Origin of the sequence: Methylobacterium sp. E-046 (assembly GCF_022829625.1) — a bacterium.
Taxonomy (GTDB): domain Bacteria; phylum Pseudomonadota; class Alphaproteobacteria; order Rhizobiales; family Beijerinckiaceae; genus Methylobacterium; species Methylobacterium longum.
This window is the reverse complement of sequence record NZ_JAKSYP010000155.1, coordinates 33475-52744: the sequence shown is the minus strand read 5'-3', so window position 1 is coordinate 52744 and position 19270 is coordinate 33475. Positions and strand designations below refer to the sequence as shown.

The 19270-nt window shown below is 66.9% G+C and carries 18 protein-coding genes; 4 read left to right on the top strand and 14 right to left on the bottom strand.

The genetic code is table 11. From position 1 onward, the window contains the following. Window positions 1-8: 8 nt before the first annotated feature. From MKK82_RS13185 to MKK82_RS13160, 6 genes are all read right to left on the bottom strand, one after another. Complete coding sequence (locus tag MKK82_RS13185) at window positions 9-1796, bottom strand: thiamine pyrophosphate-requiring protein (RefSeq protein ID WP_243985989.1); 1788 nt, start codon at window positions 1794-1796, stop codon at window positions 9-11. A gap of 175 nt (window positions 1797-1971) precedes the next feature. Then, on the bottom strand, window positions 1972-2922 hold the full coding sequence (locus MKK82_RS13180; RefSeq protein WP_243985987.1) for an SMP-30/gluconolactonase/LRE family protein: 951 nt from the start codon (window positions 2920-2922) through the stop codon (window positions 1972-1974). A gap of 647 nt (window positions 2923-3569) precedes the next feature. Continuing rightward, window positions 3570-3887, bottom strand: coding sequence for a VOC family protein (locus MKK82_RS13175; RefSeq protein ID WP_243985985.1), 318 nt, complete (start codon window positions 3885-3887; stop codon window positions 3570-3572). A gap of 403 nt (window positions 3888-4290) precedes the next feature. Then, window positions 4291-4704 (bottom strand): isocitrate/isopropylmalate family dehydrogenase, encoded by a 414-nt coding sequence (locus MKK82_RS13170; RefSeq protein ID WP_279602975.1) that lies wholly within the window; start codon window positions 4702-4704, stop codon window positions 4291-4293. Between the two features lie 390 nt (window positions 4705-5094). Next, a complete protein-coding gene (locus MKK82_RS13165) occupies window positions 5095-5859 on the bottom strand; it encodes a hypothetical protein (RefSeq protein ID WP_243985981.1) in 765 nt (254 codons plus the stop codon). Between the two features lie 478 nt (window positions 5860-6337). Continuing rightward, window positions 6338-7075, bottom strand: coding sequence for a hypothetical protein (locus tag MKK82_RS13160; RefSeq protein ID WP_243985979.1), 738 nt, complete (start codon window positions 7073-7075; stop codon window positions 6338-6340). Window positions 7076-7946: 871 nt separating this feature from the next. Here MKK82_RS13160 and tnpC point away from each other — a divergent pair. Beyond that, the gene (gene tnpC, locus MKK82_RS13155) at window positions 7947-9227 is read left to right on the top strand and encodes an IS66 family transposase (RefSeq protein ID WP_243985978.1); all 1281 of its coding nucleotides are present in this window, start codon (window positions 7947-7949) and stop codon (window positions 9225-9227) included. Between the two features lie 63 nt (window positions 9228-9290). Here tnpC and MKK82_RS13150 read toward each other — a convergent pair whose 3' ends face one another. The 3 genes from MKK82_RS13150 to MKK82_RS13140 all read right to left on the bottom strand — a co-directional run bounded on the left by MKK82_RS13150 (window position 9291) and on the right by MKK82_RS13140 (window position 12182). Continuing rightward, entirely contained in the window at window positions 9291-10028 is a 738-nt protein-coding gene (locus MKK82_RS13150) for a hypothetical protein (RefSeq protein ID WP_243985977.1), read from the bottom strand. Between the two features lie 400 nt (window positions 10029-10428). Further along, entirely contained in the window at window positions 10429-11232 is an 804-nt protein-coding gene (locus MKK82_RS13145) for a TerC family protein (RefSeq protein ID WP_243985976.1), read from the bottom strand. Continuing rightward, on the bottom strand, window positions 11229-12182 hold the full coding sequence (locus MKK82_RS13140) for a lipid kinase (protein ID WP_238289438.1): 954 nt from the start codon (window positions 12180-12182) through the stop codon (window positions 11229-11231). The genes MKK82_RS13145 and MKK82_RS13140 overlap by 4 nt, the downstream gene beginning before the upstream one ends. Window positions 12183-12484: 302 nt before the next feature. On the opposite strand from MKK82_RS13140, the gene MKK82_RS13135 reads away from it, so the two are divergent. The 3 genes from MKK82_RS13135 (at window position 12485) to MKK82_RS13125 (ending at window position 16085) form a co-directional block, all read left to right on the top strand. Next, the gene (locus MKK82_RS13135) at window positions 12485-13411 is read left to right on the top strand and encodes a hypothetical protein (protein ID WP_243985975.1); all 927 of its coding nucleotides are present in this window, start codon (window positions 12485-12487) and stop codon (window positions 13409-13411) included. 123 nt (window positions 13412-13534) lie between these two features. Beyond that, window positions 13535-14812, top strand: coding sequence for a thermonuclease family protein (locus MKK82_RS13130; protein WP_238289442.1), 1278 nt, complete (start codon window positions 13535-13537; stop codon window positions 14810-14812). Between the two features lie 232 nt (window positions 14813-15044). Beyond that, entirely contained in the window at window positions 15045-16085 is a 1041-nt protein-coding gene (locus MKK82_RS13125; RefSeq protein WP_238289444.1) for an aldose epimerase family protein, read from the top strand. A 15-nt stretch (window positions 16086-16100) separates the two neighbouring features. Here MKK82_RS13125 and MKK82_RS33920 read toward each other — a convergent pair whose 3' ends face one another. From MKK82_RS33920 to MKK82_RS13100, 5 genes are all read right to left on the bottom strand, one after another. Continuing rightward, entirely contained in the window at window positions 16101-16832 is a 732-nt protein-coding gene (locus MKK82_RS33920) for a hypothetical protein (RefSeq protein ID WP_279602974.1), read from the bottom strand. 39 nt (window positions 16833-16871) lie between these two features. Next, entirely contained in the window at window positions 16872-17207 is a 336-nt protein-coding gene (locus tag MKK82_RS13115) for a hypothetical protein (protein ID WP_238289445.1), read from the bottom strand. A gap of 16 nt (window positions 17208-17223) precedes the next feature. After that, complete coding sequence (locus MKK82_RS13110) at window positions 17224-17649, bottom strand: hypothetical protein (RefSeq protein ID WP_238289447.1); 426 nt, start codon at window positions 17647-17649, stop codon at window positions 17224-17226. Window positions 17650-17809: 160 nt separating this feature from the next. Further along, window positions 17810-18361 carry an Hsp20/alpha crystallin family protein gene (locus MKK82_RS13105; RefSeq protein ID WP_238289449.1) on the bottom strand — a complete coding sequence of 184 codons (552 nt, stop codon included), beginning with the start codon at window positions 18359-18361 and terminating at the stop codon, window positions 17810-17812. A gap of 122 nt (window positions 18362-18483) precedes the next feature. Then, window positions 18484-19044: an Hsp20 family protein gene (locus tag MKK82_RS13100; RefSeq protein WP_238289451.1), complete on the bottom strand. Its 561-nt coding sequence runs from the start codon at window positions 19042-19044 to the stop codon at window positions 18484-18486. Window positions 19045-19270: the final 226 nt, after the last annotated feature.

Below are 19270 nucleotides of genomic sequence, written 5' to 3'. Positions count from 1 at the left end.
AAGCCGTCCTACTTGCTGCCGGGCAGGACGGAACTCAGCACCTGACGCGCGGTGTCGACCAGGAGATGACGCTCCTTCGGGTCGCCCTTGCCGAGCATCGACATGAAGTTCTGCACCTGCTGGAAGGTGAAGAACGGCGGCAGCGGCGGCACCTCGGGGTCGGTCTTGACCTCCAGCACCACCGGCACCGGGCTCGCCAGCGCCTCGTCCCAGGCAGGACCGACCTTGGCGGGGTCATCGACGTAGATGCCCTTCAGGCCGATCAGCTCGGCGAACTTGTGGTAGGGCACGTTCGGGATGGTCTGGCTCGCCTCGAACTTCGGGTTGCCCTCCATCACCCGCTGTTCCCAGGTGACCTGGTTCAGATCCTCGTTGTTGAACACGCAGCAGATCCAGGTCTTGTTCGACCAGCGGTGCATGTACTTCGAGACCGTGATCAACTCGGCCATATTGTTCATCTGCATGGCCCCGTCGCCAACCAGCGCGATCACCGGACGGTCGGGATGGGCAACCTTGGCGGCGATGGCGTAGGGGACCGCGGCACCCATGGACGCGAGGCCGCCTGAGAGCGAGCACATCTGGCCACGGCGCATCTTCAGGTCGCGGGCGAACCAGTTGGCGCAGGAGCCGGAATCCGATGTGATGATCGCCCGCTCGGGCATGCGGGGCGACAGTTCCCATGTGACGCGCTGCGGGTTGACCGGGTTGGCCTTCGCCATCGCCCGGTCCTCGGCCTCCTTCCACCAGGAGACCATCCCCTTCTCGATGCCGGTGCGCCAGGAGCCGCCCTCCTTCTTCTGCTCCAGCAGCGGCAGCAGGGCCCGCAGGGTCTCGGCGGACTCGCCGCACAGCGGCACCTCCATCGGGTACCGGAGCGAGAGCATCTCCGGGGAGATGTCGATTTGTACCCCGCGGGCCTGCCCCTCCTTCGGCAAGAACTCTGCCCAGGGGAAGCCAGAGCCGATCATGAAAAGGGTATCGCAATCCTCCATCATGTCCGACGACGGCTTGGACCCGAGCAGGCCGATGGTGCCGGTGACGAAGGGCAGGTCGTCGGGCAGCGCAGCCTTGCCGAGCAGCGCCTTGGCGACGCCGGCCTGGAGCTTGTTGGCGACAGCGATGACCTCGTCGGTGGCATGCAGCGCACCGGCGCCGACCAGGATCGCGACCTTCTTGCCTGCGTTCAGCACGTCGGCGGCGCGGCGCAGGTCGGCATCGAATGGCACGACCTTCGGGGCCGTGTAGCCGACGCCGGAGAACGTGTTGCCGTGCTTGCGCACCGGCGCCTCGTAGGGGACGTCCTGCAGGTCGTTGGGCAGGATGATCGCGGAGACCTTCCGTTCGGCCTTGGCGATGCGCATGGCGCGGTCGACGATGTGGCGGACCTGCGCGGGCGAGGAGGCCTGCTGCACGTAGGCCGCCACGTCCTTGTAGACGCTCGTGAGGTCGAACTCCTGTTGATAGTGCGCGCCGTTGACGTTGCGCGCCTGCTGGCCGGCGATGGCCAACACCGGCACGTGGTCGAGATGGGCGTCGTACATGCCGGTGAGCAGGTGCGTCGCGCCGGGGCCGGAGGTGGCGAGGCACACGCCGACCTCGCCGGTGAACTTGGCGTAGGCCGCGGCCATGAACGCGGCCATCTCCTCGTGCCGGACCTGGATGAACTCGAACGGCAGGTCGTTGCGCTGCAGAGCCCCAAGCAGGCCGTTGATGCCGTCGCCGGGATAGCCGAAGATCTTCTTCACCCCCCACTCGGCCAGGCGTTTCCAGAAGAAGTCGGCGACGGCTTCGGCCATGTGAAATCCTCGGGGAAGGGTAGCGACGACGCCCGTCGTGCGAACGTACGTCGGAGGAGGCGGGATCGAGCCGACGTGTTCCATCGGGCGCCGTCCTTCGCTCGGGGCCAACACGACATCCGGTGCCCGGTTCCTGCCGTCGTCCAGCGCGGTCTAACGATACCGTGATGTCGCCTCAGTCGGCAGGATCGGCCAGGTCGAGGGCGTAGAGATGCTGTTTCGAGGTGACGAACAACCGTCGCTCGCCGGGAGAGAAGCAGAGGTTGGAGCACGCCTGCGGCGTCGGGATCAGGCCGAGGCGGTGCCCCTCGGCGGAGAAGACCTGGACCCCTGCCTCGGAACTCGTCCAGATCCAGCCGCGGCGGTCGACGCGAAAGCCGTCCGGCACGCCAGGCTCGACCTCGGCGAACACCCGTCGTTCGCCCAGGGTCAGGTCGTCCAGCACCGGATAGGCGTAGATCGTGTGCCCGTCGCCGCCCTCGGTTCGAGAGGTGTCGCTGACGTACAGGGTGCGCCCGTCCGGCGCGAAGGCTAGCCCGTTCGGTTGGCCGAGGTCCGCCATGCGCCGCGCCGCACCGGTGGTCGGATCGACGCGGTAGACGCTGTGGTGGCCGAGGTCGGACTCCGCCAGCGTCCCCTGCCTGGGCAGGCGGAGGCCGTAGGACGGATCGGTGAACCACAGGGCGCCGTCGGCGGCGCAGACCACGTCGTTCGGGGCGTTGAAGCGACGTCCCTCGTAGGTCTCGACCAGGGCTTCGTAGCGCCCGTCCGGGGACGTGCGTGACAGGCGGCGGTTGCCATGCTCGCAATGGATCAGGTTGCCGTCCCGGTCGACCGTGTTGCCGTTGGTGAACGGCGTGGCATCGATGACGACCCGCACGCAGCCGTCGGCGTGCCAGCCGAGCACTCGGCGCCCCTCGACGTCCGACCAGACCAGGATGTCCCGTGCGGGCCACCAGGTCGGACCCTCGCCAAAGATCGCTTGGTCGTAGAGCGAGACGAGGCGGGCATGGTGGGGCACTACCTCAGTGAAGCGCGGGTCGGACGCCCGGGGTGGATCGACGTGGGGGACGGGCTCGGGCGGACCGGTTCGACGCAGCAGGTCCGACGCGGGTTCAGCGTTCATGATCCCTCCCTGATCGAGATCTTGAGGCACCCAAGTGAGGAATGTCTCGGATGGCTAATTCCGTCGGGTCGATGTCGTTCTCCCGCCACCCCGGCTTACTAGTCGGGTACGATCTAAAGAACGCGGGCTCGTCGAAGGTCATGAGTCAAGGAGAACGCCGACCTGTTCGATATCGACCGCAACCGGCCCCTTAGGGGCAAGGTTACTGTCGGCGCGCGTACCCGATGGTCGAACGCAATCGCGAACCTCGTCGTCGGCGCGGCATGGATGACCATTTTGGAGACGGGCGCACAGGTGAACGCAAGCCCGACCACAGAATATCGTTCGGTAGTGTATCCTCCTACAAACGGCTGATCGCAGCTGGTAGCAGTTGCTTACGGGACGTTGTCAAAGCCATGTCTATGATCGGGATGGGCGCATCACCGTCATAGCAACGGCCCAAATTACGTCTGCTTTCGGGAACAGCACGGTCGCGCGTGAACGACTGCGTTGGGTCGCAAGCAGACGGGTCGCAGACCTCCATGGATCAGCCATGAAGGCTACGCCGGGAGAATCAGGCAACCTACGTCTGCGAGAGTGAAGTCAGGGTTCCAGGCCACCTCCCACACAAACCCATCCGGGTCGCGGAAATGGCCGTGGTATCCACCTCAGACTGCGTTCTGCGCCAACTGGGTGATCGTCCCTCCAAGCGCCTCGGCACGCGAGAGCACTTCATCAACTTCGTCACGGCTGCGCGTGTTGTAAGCGAGCGTGAAGCCCTGCGAGGGATGGCTCTGCATCGGGACGCCGGCATCCGCGGCTAGTTCAGCACGTGAGTAAAGCAAGAGGCCGAAATCGGCCAGCTGAAAGAAGGCGACCCCCTGCGCGGCAATGACCCGGCGGGGCCAGCTCAACCCGTCGTAGAAAGCTACTGCACGGTCAAGGTCCGTGACGCCGAGACTGACGGGGCTGATACGTGGCTCCAAAGCAGGCCCTTCTCCCAATCGGCGGCAAGTCCTTCAGGCTAGGATCAGATCGCGTCCGCGAGATCCGATCAGTTCGATAGCTGCTCCTCGCGGCGGGTGCCAAGCGTCGGATTTCGGCCACTAGGATCAAGCCCGCGTCGGAAGCCAACGTGTAGCTGCGGGCAGCGCGACCGCTGGGGAGGGGCCAAGCAGGGTCGGACCATCATCGTGCTCCTCAACGTGAGGTTGGGCGGCCGCGGGCGAGGCGGGTTACAGCGTGAACGACGGCATCGCCTATCCTCGATGTCGAGGCTGTCCCGCCGAGACCTGCGGTCAGCGTTCCTGAGCCGGTCACCGCCCCTACTGCTTGGTCGATCAACCCAGCCGCCGTCAGCGCGGCTGTGTCGCCGTGCTTCGTGCCAAGCTAACGCAGCATCATGCTGGCAGATAGGATTGTGGCGATCGGGTTGGCGACCCTACGCCTGGCCAATGTCGGCGCCGAGCCGTACGAGGGCTGAAACATGCCATGCGTATCGCCGATGTCGCCGGAGGGCGCCATGCCGAGGCCACCGCACAGTGCGGTCGCCAGGTCAGGCAGGATGTCGCCGAACATGTTCTCCATAACAAGCCCGTCGTAGCACGCCGCCTCCTGGAGCACGGCGAGCGACAGGGCGTCGGTGAGCGCGTAGTCGTGGACGATCTCGGGAAACTCTCCATGCGCCACTTCGGCGATGACGCGGCGGAAGAAGGCCATCGAGCGGAAGATGTTCGCCTTCGACGCAGGTCGCCAGCGGCCTGCCGTCGAGCTGCCGGCCGGAGCGGCCGCGCGCCGATGCAACTCTGAAAAGCATCGCCCCGATCGGCGATGATCCTCTCGTCAGCCTGCCCGCTCTGGCAGCCTGAGCATCCCGGCCCCGGCCGGTGATCGGGGTGGCCCTCAGCGAGCTACACCATGTCTAGGACACGATTGTCAGGTATCAAATTCGGTCCGCCCTGCTCACGCGACACCAAAGACGGATAAGCGGTGCACAGGCTCTTTTCGCGAGCCCAAAGGGCCTCGACGAACTGACGATTGACGCTCGCGGCGTCAATTGCCTTTGATGGTAGACCGGTCCCTATTTCCCATCTTGATCTGCAAGGGTGCAGATTTCCCCGGTGCAAAGCCTCCCACTAACCCCACGGCAATCGGCTTGCGGGTGGGGATTCCTCCCTCTCCTGCACCGCTGATTCAGCCTCGATAACAGCGTTGCCGCTTTTCCCAGGCCCGGAAGGGCTTCAAGGTCTCGTGCTTGATCGCGTTGCAAAGTGGCGCGCCATCACCGCTGCCGAAAAGCAGCTTGTCGAGCAGGCGATCCTCGAAGGCGTGGCATAGGCGAGCGCGATCACCGGTGCGCAAAGGGCGTTTCGATTGGCGATAGCCCGGGCCGAGCACCTCGCCACTTTCAGGATCAATCCGATCGCCCTGCGAGTAGATCCGGTACTCTTTCTGAGGCCCTTTCAGCGCGTAATACAGCTTGTCAGCGACTCGTGCGGGGTTGACCAACCTGACGTCGATGCAGGGGCGATCCGGTATGAGACCCGATCGGCTTCGCCGTATGCTTTTCGTGGCATCGTTGATCGCCTTGCGGCTCGCCCCCCACGTCAGAACGTGCGCGTGCCAAGAAACGAAGTCGCCAATCTGCGGACCGGTGGCCCCGAAATTCCGGTAGAGCGCCCCCTCGATCATGCCGACAAAGGAGATGCCCCCCAAGGCTTGGCGAGTAAGCCCCTTCACGCGCCGACAATCGAAATCCTTGGCCTCAGCGAGGGGCACGGTGTGTTCGGCCACGGCGAGCGTCACCAGAAAGATCGGTCCGGCCTGAACGCCCTGGTGGGCGAGCACACGGGGCACGACCGCATCTGCGAAGGCGATGCGCGACCAAGGATTGTTGGCGTAGAGGGCACGTCGCTGGTGCGGGTCAAGCTCGAACCTGATCCGACCCGGCAGGCGCACGTAACCCGTCCGAGGGCATTCAAGGTAATTCTGCAGGAGTTCGGCTTGAACGGTGTGAGCCTCGACGAAAGTAGCTCTGTCGCGAATGGCGGGTAGGGTTTCGGCGCGAGTGGGTTGCCGAGGGGGGCGTTTTAATGGAATTGTAGTCTGAAGCTCACGATGGGCTGTTGAGGGTGCCTGATGGTCGGTTGATGGCATGTTGAAGCCTGTCGCTGAGGTGATGTGTATTTAAAGGCCTTATTGAAAGCGAGGTCAAAAGCCTGGTGCTTCGATCAAAGAAAACGCCTTTAAACTTCCTACCGCACGTTGACCAAAAGAGATGGGGCTGCGCGCCAGAGCGGCCAATTTGCGATGATTGACGCCTTGAGCGTCAATCATCGCGGGCATAGAGAGCCGCCCTCAGGAAAGTCGCAGTTCCTTCGGACAGCGACGGTGTGCGTGGCGGGCAGGACAGCCACGCACACCTTCGCGACGCTCGTTAGCCTTCAGCAGGCGGATTCAACATCACCACCGCACCTTCCGGCGCCACCTCTCTGATGCAGAGGTCGACATAATCTCCATCGAAGGGCCGCCCCCCAATGAGCACCCATCTCTCCTCTACTGGACCCACATTCATCAGCGTGCTGAAATCGCAGTCGGTCAGAGCTTGAAGGTTCACAGAGTGTTCAGACTTTGCCCAATCAGGTTTCCTGGGTTTCGGTGCTCGATGCTGATCTGACTCGGGCGAATCGGATTCTGAATCCTGCTCGAAGACGTCGTCGCCGCTCGATGTCGGCTTGTCCGAATTCTGATCTTCTCCTTCTCCTTCCGTTGCCGACTCGGGATCAATCTCTGCCACCTCCTCAGTATCGACCGACCGTGGATAGGTCTTTACTGCATAGTTGTATGCCTTCGTGAAGCTGCCATGGCCTGCGATGAAGTCGGGAAACCCCCACGGTTCAATTTTTTCCCGTAAGCAGCATTCAACAACTCGACCAATCTTGTAGGCCACTTTTTTCCTCCGCCTGATCTTTGCATTGCAAGCGAATTGAGCAACTGTGTTGGGTATGTCACTGATGTTGAGTTTCCTCCCGGGCTTTTTTGCTTGAGCTATAAAATATTTTTTGTTGCAGAATTTTTCATATGCTCTGGAGTCGTCGAGATACTGTACTGTTACGCCAAGAACTTCATGAGCTACAGTGACTTTCGTTCGCTCATGCCGCTTATCGCTGGCCATGAACCGCTTGCGAGCTGCCTTAACACGGGATAATGGAGACATATTCCGGCTTCGTTTAGCTTTACTCTCACTTGAACGGCGCTGCTTCGCCGTGGTTTTTGACAGTTTCATTGTATCACCTGTGCGTGTGCGTAAGACATAAATCCAGTGCACGAGTCGATGACGTTGCTATAAGCGCGTCGGCAAGCATTGCCGTCACACGCGTATTCGCACGTTCGTCGGCTGCGACGATTGTCATCCCTCGTGATGTACTGGTCGACTTCGTTTAGCGACGACGCTGGGGCATCGTCCCCGCAGTGCCGGCTTCAGCGCGCGTCAATAGCTACTAGATGCAATCATTGGGATTGTCCGAAGATCAAGTTGCGCAAGCGATTCCGGCCAATCGCCGACGGACGATCGGTCTATGCTTGGATAGCCGAGGCGAACCCGGCGTGCGCAGATCAGTGGTCGATCTAGCCACCCGCGCTGAGGCGCGCGAGCCCATCGAGCCAAAAAAAGATAATCGGTAAACGCAATTGTGAGCTGCTTGCTCGACGTCGTCAAGAGATAATTTCCAGGCCATTGCGGATTCGGTCATGCGTTTCCGCGATCTTCAGTACATGCACCCAAAGAGGAAATGCTTATATGCGAACCACAATGTTTACGGTCGAGGTTTTTGAGATGTTAACTGGCAAATATTTGTAATTTTCCCGTGTAATTCATCGCTATTTTTGTTATATTATACCAAATTAACCGCAGGAGATACTAACTCTTATAGATCGGCACAAATTACCCACGGGAATGTGCGAACCAGACGTGGCGCTGGCAGAGCCGATGTGGGGCGCTCGCGGTGCCTCTTGCCGAAAGCCGATTTCGCTGATGCTCTCAAGAGATGGGCCGCAGCGAACTGAAACGGCTGAGCCGCGAAGAGCTGATCGCGCTGGTGCTGCGGCTGCAGCGGCCAGAGAAGACCTCACGCACCTCATCTAAGCCGCCCGCGACGGATCGCATGAAGCAGCGCGCGCACTCCAAGCCCGGCGGCTCCAAGCCCGGTCACGAGGGTCACCGCCGGGTGCTGACTACCGATCCCGATACGGTCGTCGAGCATCGTCCCGAGGCGCGTGCGTGCTGCGGTTGCCGCCTGCACGCCGCTCTTCCAGCAGAGATCGTCAGCGTCTCTGAGCAAATCGAGCTGCCCGCGGTGGCGCCGATCGTGACGCAGCACCAGCGTCTCGCGGTCTGTTGCCCGCGCTGTGGGGAGCGGGTGGTCGCACCGGTGCCGGAGGCGGCGCGCGGCACGCCTTTCGGTCCACGATTGCATGCGGTGGCGACGTACCTGAAGACTTGCCAAGCCCTGTCTTATGAGCGGCTGCAGGCGGCGCTGTCTGACCTGTTCGGCCTGACGCTCAGCCAGGGCGGGCTGATGAACCTGCTCCGCCGTGCCCAAGGCTGCTTCCGGTCTGGTCGCGACGCGGCCATCGCGACCCTGCGCAAGGCTGACGTCGTCGCCTGCGACGAGACCGGCGTGCGCATCGAGGGCTCGAACGCTTACCACTGGCTGTTCCACTCAGCCGCGGCCGTGGTGCACACGGCTTCGCCGACGCGCGGCGCTGTCGTGGTGCGGGAGATGATGGACAGGCGCCGGCCCGCGGTGTGGATCTCGGATCGCTACACGGCCCAACAAGGCCACGCGGATGAGCACCAGACCTGCCTGGCGCATCTGGCGCGCGATGTTGCCTACGCTGTCGAGTTCAGCGACGATCCCGTCCCCTGGCGTCTGCAACTCTGGCTACAAAGCGTGTTCGCCCTGGCCGAGCGCGTCACAGACTTGGCTGCCTCGACGCTCTCGGCCAAGCACCGGAGCCTGGATCGGCAACTCGGCGCCATCCTGGGAACGTCGAGCCGCTGTGACCTGACCCGCGAGCTTCAGGTCAAGAGCGGCCGTGCGCGCGATCTGCTCCTGATCTTCCTCGCCTTTCCCGGAAAGGTCGAGCCGACCAATAACGGCTCCGAGCGGCTGCCTCATCCGGCTGTCGTGCGGCGGAGGGTAACCAACGGCTACCGCGCCATGTGGGCCGCCGAGGGCGAGTCCGCCATCCGCACCGTCGTCGACACCGCCCGCCTCACAGGTAGCGGTCCCTTCAGCACCGTCCTCGAAACCGTTGGCGCTTGAACCCTGCCATCACAGGCCTGGGTAATTACAATCCCTCATCGGCCATAATGCGCAGTCAGGTACTTACGCAGCCCTTAAAGTATTTTCTGCTTTTTTTAAGAACAAAGCCAACGCAATTTCGATATTTACATACTTATCGTGAGAAATTTTGTAATCTAGTTTCCTTGATAATACATCGTTCGGCCCATCTTTAAGATCGTCGAGGTACTTAATGTTCTTCTTCACTTGTCGCTTGAGCGCGGCTTTTCTCGACGCCACGCCGGTCCGCCGCATCCCTTCGATGCCACCATGCTTATGAATGATCGCAGCAATTTCCTCAGGCGGAACACCAGCGTTGAATTCTTTCTCCAGCATCTTGGCGTAACGATTGGTGAGATTTATCTCGCTCGTACTGCGGGCGAGAAACACATAGCGCATGACATAAGCTAGCGCTTTATGCCGACCCTGCAGGCTATCCTTGGGCCCTCGCTTAAATTGCTTCCAGTAGGCATTCTGGCAGAACTTCTGCCATTCCCCCTGAGCGGCCAGCATGTTGAACGCAATGCCGACTACGGCACCCAACAACTCATACTTCCGATTAAGGAAGCCATCATGCAACGCCTTGATCGCGATCTGACAGCTGCTCGCTGCATCATTCGGCTGTGTTTTGGCCAACCTGATGATGTCCAGCGGATCGGTGATGCTGATGCTGACCTGAGACCCAGAGACAGTATTCTCACTTGCCCCGGAATCGTGCGAGTCGCACGGTTTCGAGCGCTTGTCCAAACTTGCACCGGCGTGTTTGCCATTTTTTTTGCGCATGTTGTCCTCCTACGAACTTAACGCATTCAGATGTCGGATTGCAGGCATACCAGTATGCGTGCGAATGTCTGGGATGAAAAAATTTTTCGATGTCCTATCCGATTGTACCCACGGCGTTATTTCTATAATATCACGCTGCCTTGCAATCTTAGGACGGATTAGTATTGGAACAAATCTTAGTCTTATCAGTGTAGGAGTTAGATTTAAAAATTAATTCCATCATCCGAGGCAGCGGAAATCGTTTTTTCTGAATGCTGTCTAATCCTGTGCAAGACGCATGACCTATCAAGTTGCTGAGACAAGCCTCGGCAATTGTAGAACGGGCTGGCATCGTGAGCCGCAATCGTTACCCGAGCATCATCCTTGAACGGAAGGTGTTCGGGTAACGGAGTGCCATAAATTATAACGCGGCGCTCAGATTTGACAATTTGCGTGGACCGGCGGTCGAAGCACCAAAGCAGCTCGACGTAAGTACAAAATGGTGGTACAAAGCCGCTGTCGGGGTAAGTCGTAAGTGCTTGTTCTTGCTCGATCCGCGGAAGAACGTGCTCAAGTAGCCCTTCGGCACGTGCGCGCCGAACCCCTCGGCGATCAGCGTCATGCCGATCATGATCAGGAAGCCGAGCGCCAGCATCACCACGGTGGGGTTCCGGGCGATGAAGGCCGAGAGCGGCTCGGCCGCGACCAGCATCACCACCACGGCGACCACCACCGCCACCATCATCACCGGCACGTGCTCGGTCATGCCGACCGCCGTGATGATCGAGTCGATCGAGAAGACGAGGTCGAGGAGCAGGATCTGGCCGATCGCCGCGCCGAAGCCGATCGTCCCGCCGCGCGCCCGCTCGGTCTCCGGCTCCGGATCCACCGTGTGGTGGATCTCCTTGGTCGCCTTCCAGAGCAGGAACAGGCCGCCGCCGATCAGGATCAGGTCGCGCCAGGAGAAAGCCTGGCCCAGCACCGAGAAGACCGGCTCGGTCAGGTGCACGATGAACGCCACGGTGCCCAGCAGTCCCAGCCGCAGGATCAGCGCGAGCCCGATCCCGATGCGCCGCGCCCGGGTCTGCTGATCGGCCGGCAGCTTGTTGGTCAGGATCGAGATGAAGATCAGGTTGTCGATCCCGAGCACCACCTCCATCACCACCAGGGTGGCGAGGGCCGCCCAGACGGCGGGTTGGCCGGCGAGCGCGATCAGGTCCGTCACAGGCGGGGGGCCTCGCTGGTCGGGAACAGGCGGCTGCCCAGGGCGGCGAGGTCGAGCGGGGCGGGCCCGCGCACCGGTTCCGGGGCGAAGACCTGCAGGATCTTCGGGATCACCTTGAAATGCGCCGGCGTCTGGGTGGTCAATTCGCCGTCGGTGTTCACCGGCCGGGGCCGGCGGGTCGTGAGCTTGATCTCCTGCGCGTGGAAGGCACGCACGTCGGCGGCGCGCCCGTGCGTGCCGCGCCGCAGGGCGGGGAGCAGCGCGAGCAGCCGCCACCAGTGATTGATCTCCAAGCTGTAGAAATCGAGCTTGCCGTCATCCACCGCGGCGCTCTCGGCCACCGTCATGCCGCCGCCGTAGTGGCGGCCGTTGCCCACCGAGACCTGGATGGTGGTCACCTTCTCGACCGTGCCGTCGTGCTCGATCGTCACCGTGAAGGGCCGCACCCGGCGCAGCACCCGGATGGCCGCCACCGCGTAGCCGAGCACGCCCCAGGTCTTCTTCGATTCGGCCGTGAGCTCACCCGCGAGTTCCGCCGAGAAGCCGACGCTCGCCACGTTGAAGAAGTAGTGGCCGTTGACCCAGCCGAGATCGACCGGCCGCGCCTGCCCGGTCGGGATGAAGCGGGCCGCCGCCAGGGGATCGAGCGGCAGGTCCAGCGAGCGGGCGAGATCGTTGGCGGTGCCCAGCGGCAGGATGGCGAGCGGGAGACCGGTCTCGACCAGGGCCGGTGCGGCGCAGTTCATGGTGCCGTCGCCGCCGCCGAGGATCACGAGATCGACCTCGCCAGCCCGGGCCCGGATCACGTCGCAGCAATCGGCGTCCGGCGGCGGCTCGACCGGCTCGATGCCGCCGTCGCGGAGGATCTGGCGCACCTCGTCCAGGTCGAGGCCGCCGTTGCGGGCTTTGGCGTTGCAGATCAGCAGGGCCCGGCGCGGGGCGGTGCTCATCGTGAAAACCCGGGCTGCGGGCCGGATGGCGTCTCGATCTGGGGTTGGGCCACGGGATCCTCGATGCGCGGCGGCGCGGAGCGGGAGGGCGCCTGGGAACGGTCGAAGACCGGGCGAGGCCAGGACTATCCCCGACTTGGTACCCAAACGCACGAACGCAACCCCATCATCCCCGCAATCCCGGGCTGGTCGCGGCCGCGCAATCCGGCAGGATGGGGAATGTGCCCGCGCTGTCCCCGGACCTTCCGGGACTCGCGGGTGCGTTCCCAGCCACGTCCAACCCGGCCGCCAGGAAGGCACCGATGCCCGCCACCGTTTCCCACCGCCCGCACGCCCTCGCGCTCGGCCTGATCCTGCCGCTGGCCATCGCGGGCGCTGCCTCGGCCCAGCAGAGCGCGGCCCCGCTCTCGGCCTGGGTGGATCCACCGCCCCGCACGGCCGCGACGGTGCCCGGCGCCGCGACGGTGCCCGGCGCCGCGACGGCGCTTCCGCGCGATGCGGCGCCGGGCGGCCGGGACCGGGCGGGGATCGCGGTCCAGGACGTGGTGGTCGCGCGGCGGCCGGCGGACCGGGCGCAGGATCGAGCCGGCGAGGGCCGGGAGGCGCGGCCCCTCCGCCAGGCCGCCAGGCCGGAGCCCCGCGAGAGCGCCCTGCCGAAGACCGCCGCGACGCGGCCTCCGGGGCCGAAGCGGGCCGCCGCCCTGGAGCGCTCGGTCGGACGGGGAACGCCGCACCGCCACGGCCACCTGGGGTACCGGTACGCCGAGGCGCCGGTCGCCCCCGGCCCGATTCCCGCCGTCTCCGGCGAGCGGGCCGCCGCAGCCCGGGCGCTGACCGCCGACTACCTCGTCACCGTCTCGGGCCCCGGCGACGCGATGATCGGGGCGGCGAACCGGTTCTACGCGACCCGCATCCGCTTCTACGGGCACCCGGTCACCACGGCCGGACTCGCCGCCGAGAAGCGCAGCTTCGTCCAGCGCTGGCCCGTGCGGCGCTATGAGCCGCGGGCGATGAGCACCGCGTGCGACGCCCAGACCTGCACGATCCGCACCCTCGTCGACTTCCGGACCGCCAACCCGGAGCGCGGCGCGGTCTCCAGCGGGGAGGCCGAGCTGATCCTGGAGGTGGGCTTCGCGGGCGCCCGGCCCTACATTATCGGTGAGACCGGACGGGTCCTGCGCCGCAGCCTCCAAGCCGGCACCCTGGCACCCTCGCCCGGCAAGGCGTAAGAGGCGTCCGGGAAGGTCCCGGGTGCCGTCGGGCGCAGAGGGATACGTCCCGGCCGTCGAACGTTCAGCGAGGCGCACGCGCGCCGGCTTCGTGCCGCGCGGGGTGGGGCCGGGATCGGGTGTATGACGTCTTCAACGGTGGTGGCGAAACAGGATTCGGGGCCGGCGCGTCCGGCTCTCGATGATCCCGGCCGCACCGCCCTGCGCGCGGTGATCCGGGCCGAGATCGCGCGCGCCCGTCCGCGCCCGGTGGCCGTGCGGACGCTGGAACTCCTCGCGGAGGCCGCAACCGCCCCCGAAGGCGCCGGGCCCGGCATCCGGGTGCTCGACCGGCACGGGGCCGTGCGCCTGCGGGGGGAGACCGCCGAGCCCATGACCCTGGCGGACCTGATCGCGGAATTGCAGGAGCGGCATCCCGCCCTGTTCCTGCCGCCGGAGCCGGTGCCGGAGCCGGTGCCACAGGCCGAGGAAGCCCGGGATTCGGCGCTGCTGAGCAGCGCCTACGAGATGAAGGCCGCCACCGCGCGCTTCGTGGAGACGCAGTCGGAGCGGGCCCGATCCCTGGCGGAGCGCTCCTCCGTGCAGGGCCGGGCGCTGGCCCAGACCGCCGCTGGCCGGTTCGCGACCCTGCGGACGCGCCTGCAGGGCCGGTTCAACCGGCCGGTCGATGCCGCGCCCGGCGAGACCGTCACGGCCGAGGCCGCGCGGCCGGCCGATCCCGTGGCGGCCTGGAACACGGGACCCGGCCGGCTCGGTGAGTCCGTGCGCGACGGCCTGGAGGGCCTGCGCGACCGCCTCGGCTTCGGGCGGGACCTCGGAGACGAGGGGGCCAACCGCCAGCGGCGCTGGCTCACGGGGGCCAGCGTGGCCGCCCTGGTGGCGGTGATCGCCGCGGGACTCGTCCTGGAGGGCCGCCCGCCCGAGACCGCGCGCCCCGCGGCTCCCGAAGGAACGCCCCCGGCGACGACGTCCAGGGACGCGGCCCCGGCCGCGCCGCCCGCTGCGGCGCCCTCCGTCCCCGACACGGTCACGCCGCCCCCCGAGACCGGCGGCGATCCCGAGCCCGATTCCACGCCGCCGCCCCCGAATTCCGTGACCGGCCCGGTGCAGGTCGTCGACACCGCCACCCTGAAGGTGGGCGGCAAGGTCGTGCGCCTGTTCGGCGTCGAGTGGGTGCGGGGCGGCCAGGCGGGGGAGCTGGCCCGCTACATCGGCAGCCGGTCGGTGACCTGCCAGCCCGCCCCCGGCAGCGAGACCATGAACTGCCTCGTGGACGGGCGCGATCTCTCCGAGGTGGTGCTGTTCAACGGCGGCGGGCGCGCCTCCCCGGAGGCGAGCCCGGAGCTGGTCGCGGCGGAGGACCATGCCCGGAGCGAGCGGCTGGGCGTCTGGAAGCGCTGAACCCCCCGGTTTCCCGGCGGGGGGGCGGAGCCCTCCGGGGCCTCGGCGAGGGGGACTCGGCGCACCGAAGAAACACGACCCGCGTCCGGAACGGCCTCGCGCGGCCGTCCAATCCGCGCGCCCATCCCGAGGCACCGCGGGGGACAGGCGGCGCGTGCGGGGGCCGTGGTGTGTACCGTGCGGCTCGTGACGGGCGCCCGCTCGGCCGCGTTGCCAGGGAGCGGAGGGACACATGCCGAGCGAGGTTTTCGGTCACACGGCGGAGGGGCAGGCGGTCACGCGCCACGTGCTGAGCCGGCAAAATCTCCGGGTGGCCGTCATCGATTTCGGCGCGGCCGTCACGGCGATCGAGGTGCCCGACCGCGCCGGGCGCGTGGCCAACGTGGTTCTCGGCCTCGACACCCTGGAGGGTTACGAGACCGTCAGCCCGAGCTTCGGCGCGGTGGTCGGCCGCTACGCCAACCGGATCGCGGGCGGACGCTTCAGACTCGACGGCCGGACCTACCAGCTGCCCGTGAACGAGGGTCCCAACACCCTCCACGGCGGTCCGGCGAATTTCGGCAAGCGCCTGTGGCGGGTGGAGCGCTCCGAGGCGACGAGCCTGACCCTGGCCCGCCGCTCTCCCGACGGGGAAGAGGGGTTTCCCGGCACGCTGGACGTCCGGGTCCGCTACAGCCTGCCGGCGGACGGCGTGCTGCGCATCGACTACGCGGCGACGACCGACCGGCCGACGGTGCTGAACCTCACCAATCACAGCTACTTCAACCTCGCCGGGGAGGGGACCGGCAGCGTCCTCGGCCACGTGGTGCAGCTCGCGGCCGACGCCTACACGCCCACCGACGCCACTCAGATCCCCACCGGCGCGTTCCGGGCGGTGGCCGGCACCCCGTTCGACTTCCGCACCCCATACCCGCTGGAGGCGCGCATCCGGGACGGCGACCCGCAGCTCGCCATCGCCAAGGGCTACGACCACACCTTCGTGCTGCGCGGTCCCGCCGGGACGCTCCGGCCGGCGGCCACCTGCATCGAGCCGGTCGGCGGACGGCGGCTCGACGTGGCGACCACGCAGCCGGCGCTGCAGCTCTACACCGGCAACACCCTCGACGGCACGCTGATCGGCCCCTCCGGGCGGATCTACCGGTCCGGCGACGGCGTCTGCTTCGAGACACAGGCTTTCCCCGACGCCCCGAACCAGCCGAGCTTCCCCGCCGCTCTGCTCCGCCCGGGCGAGACGTTCGCGGAGACCACGGAGTTCCGGTTCTCCGTGGTGTGAGGAGGTCGAGCGGCCTCAGGCGGCAGCGGGCAGCGTATCCCCGGCCGCCGGGGCGATCGGGGACACCGCCGGCGCGGCCGGATGCGGTCCCCAGGTCTCGCCGAGGGCGAGGAGGGCGACCTTGACCGCGTCGAGGCGCGACGGCTCGCCCGCCGTCATGCCCTCGGCGGCGGCGACGTCCTTCAGGTACTCGTCCCAGGCCCAGCGCCGCAGGATCTCCCGCTTCAGGGGGCGCAGCAGCCGGGGATGGTCGAGCAGAGCGGCGGGTGTGGCGAATACCGCCGCCGGGTTGACCAGGGCCCGCTCCAGGTCCGGCATGGCCGCGGGGGCCGGGGAGGCGATGCGTGGGGCCGGCGATGGGGCAGGGGGCTCCGGACGGGCCGGCACCGGACGGGCCGGCACCGGGCGCGCCGCGGCGGATTGGTGCGACCGCCGGACCCGCCAGGAAACCGGCCCGGACCGCGCCGCGGGCTCGGCCCCGGAGCTGCCGGAGAAGTCCGGACACCCGGCATGGGCCATCGCCTGCGCCCGCGTCGGGCTGCCCGATGCCAGACCGGCGGCGCGGCGGTCCGGACCGCCGGCCCAGCCCGGCGGCGGCCCGGTCTCCGCCGGCGTCTTCCCGTCGACGCCGAGCACCCAGGCGTCGGCCCGGGTACGGCCCCCGGACTCGACGGCGCGGCCAGCGCGCCACGGAGCCGCCGCGGCGGACGGGTTGTCGTGTTGAGGTCCGATCCTGCCATCCTGCATGGGATCCTCCAGGGTTGCCTCCTCGTCGCGCGCGCCCGGTCAGAGGAGCCCGAGGCGCGCGGCGGATTGCACGCCGAAGCTCGCCGCGAACGACAGCAGCGCGGCGTCCCAGGCGGTCGGGTGCGGCGCGTGGGCGGGCGGCCCGGCCTGCGTGATCGCGAGGCCGAGCCAAGCGAAGCCCGACAGGCTCAGCAGCCCGGCCAGCATCCAGGGCCCGAGCGGCGGCCCGCAGAGCATCGCCAGGGTGAGGCACAGCAGGGCGGACAGACACCAGCCGCCGAGCACGCCCCGGCCGCCGTCGGAACGTCCATCCCTCCAGGCGCGGCGCAGCCGCGACCGGCGTCGGCGGCCGTCTTTCAGGTCGAACGTCGTCATGGGCGACCTCCGCGCCTCAGTTCAGGGACCGGCGGCCCGTCGCCGGGCCGCGCTGCCAGCGGCGGGTGAACGCCTCCGGGTCCAGGGGCCGAGGCGAAGCCGCCGGAGCCGCGCCGCCCTGGGACGACCCCTCGTCCAGGGCCTGGAGCGCTGCCAGGATCTCGTCGATGGGCACCGGTTCGGCGCGGCAGCCCGGCAGGCAGCGGAGCGTCGGGCAGGATTCGACCGCGCGCGCGTCCGAGGCCCAGGAGGCCAGGACCGCCCGCTTCTCGGCCCGCGACAGGCCGGGATGGGCCAGCACCGCACGCGGGTGGCGGAACACGTCGCCGGGCGCCACGAAGGCCTCGAACGGGTCGACGGCTGCGGACTTCAGGTTGGCGGCGACCAGGGTGCCGAGAGGGCCGGCGGGGCTCTCGGTCTGCAGGGTATCGATCGGCTGCATGCGATCCTCCGTGGGGTAAGCCAAGGTTGGGGCGGCCGGCACGACCGACCGGTCCGTGCCGGCCGCGTCATGCGTTCGGGCCGGTTGTGCCTCCGCGCGTCGACGGGCGTGCCGGTTCGGCGCGCGGGTGGGTCGGGGCTCCGAGCCGGCCCCGCGGCGCTCAGTGCCGGGATGCCGACGTGCCGGTGCCGGGGCCAGGACGGGTGTCAGGATCGGTGCCGTTGATCGCGATCCGGCGTCGGCGCTCCGGCGCCGCGGCCGCGCGCGGCAGCGTCACGGTGAGCACGCCGTTGCGGAACGCCGCCTCCACCCGGTCCTCCTCGACCGGAACGGGGAGGGCGATCGACCGTTCGAAGTGGCCGTAGCTGCGCTCCGTGTAGCCGCGGGCCGCGTCGGTGGTCTCGGCGCGCTTCTCGCCCTTGAGGGTGAGCACGCCGTCCGCGATCAGGAGTTCGATGTCCTTCTCGTCGAGGCCGGGCAGTTCGGCCGAGACCCGCAGGGCCCCGTCCGTCTCCACCAGCTCGATGTTCGGCCAGCCGAGACTCCGGCCGGCGAGGCTCGGGAGGCCGCCGAAGCCGCTGAACACGTCGTCGAACAGGCGGTTCACCTCGCGGTGGAGCGTCAGGAAGGGGCTGGCCGGCTCGCTCGGCAGGGCGGCCGGCGCCGGGGCGCCGGTGCCGCGGTTCCAGGGGATCAGATCGCGCATGTTCATGGTCCTATCTCCATCGCAAGCGCTGCCATCGTGGGAACAGGCCCGCGGGTCCGCGGACCCGTGAGGGATGTCGTCTGCTCAAGGCCGGGGGCCCGGGCTTCGGGAGCCCGGACCGACGCCGATCAGGCGGCCGTCCTGGCGTCCGCGACCCTGGCTTCGGCGACCCTGGTCTCTGCGACCTTGGGCTCGGCAGTCTTGAGCTCGGCAGCCTCGGCCTCGCGGGCGATCTGCGCCGGCGCGTTGTCCTGCCCGGACGCCGCCGTGACGCCGCCGATGGCGATGCGGCGGGGTTTCAGGGCCTCCGGCACCTCGCGCTTCAGCGCGACGGTGAGCAACCCGTTCTCCAAGTCGGCCCCCACGACCTTCACGTGCTCGGCCAGGTTGAAGGTCTGGCGGAAGCCGCGCGCCGCGATGCCGCGATGCAGGTAGTGCCTCTGACCCTCCGTCCCCGCCTTCTGGCCGACGACCAGGAGCACGGTGTCCTGCTGGGTGAGTTCGATCTCCTCGGGTGTGAAGCCGGCCACCGCCATGGTGATGCGGTATTGGTCGTCGGCGACCTTCTCGATGTTGTAGGGCGGCCAAGCCGCGGATGTCTCGACGCGCTCGGCCTGGTTGAGCAACTCGAACAGGCGGTCAAATCCGATCGATGACCGGAACAGGGGCGAAACGTCGTAGGTCCTCATAACCACATCCTCCAGCGAGCAACGTGACTACAAGCGACGCCGGACACCATGCCCGGCGCCCTGGGCGAGCCCGGTCCTGGGCCTCGCACGCGCGTAACGTGGATGTCGGGTCTCGGGTTCCCGCCAGGAGCAGGTTTTTTGCGCCTCATCGCGCAGGGCGCTGTCGGGTCTGCGCGTGCCGCCGACGTGGGCAGGGCGCTCCCCCACGGCCCTGGGCGGTCGAAGG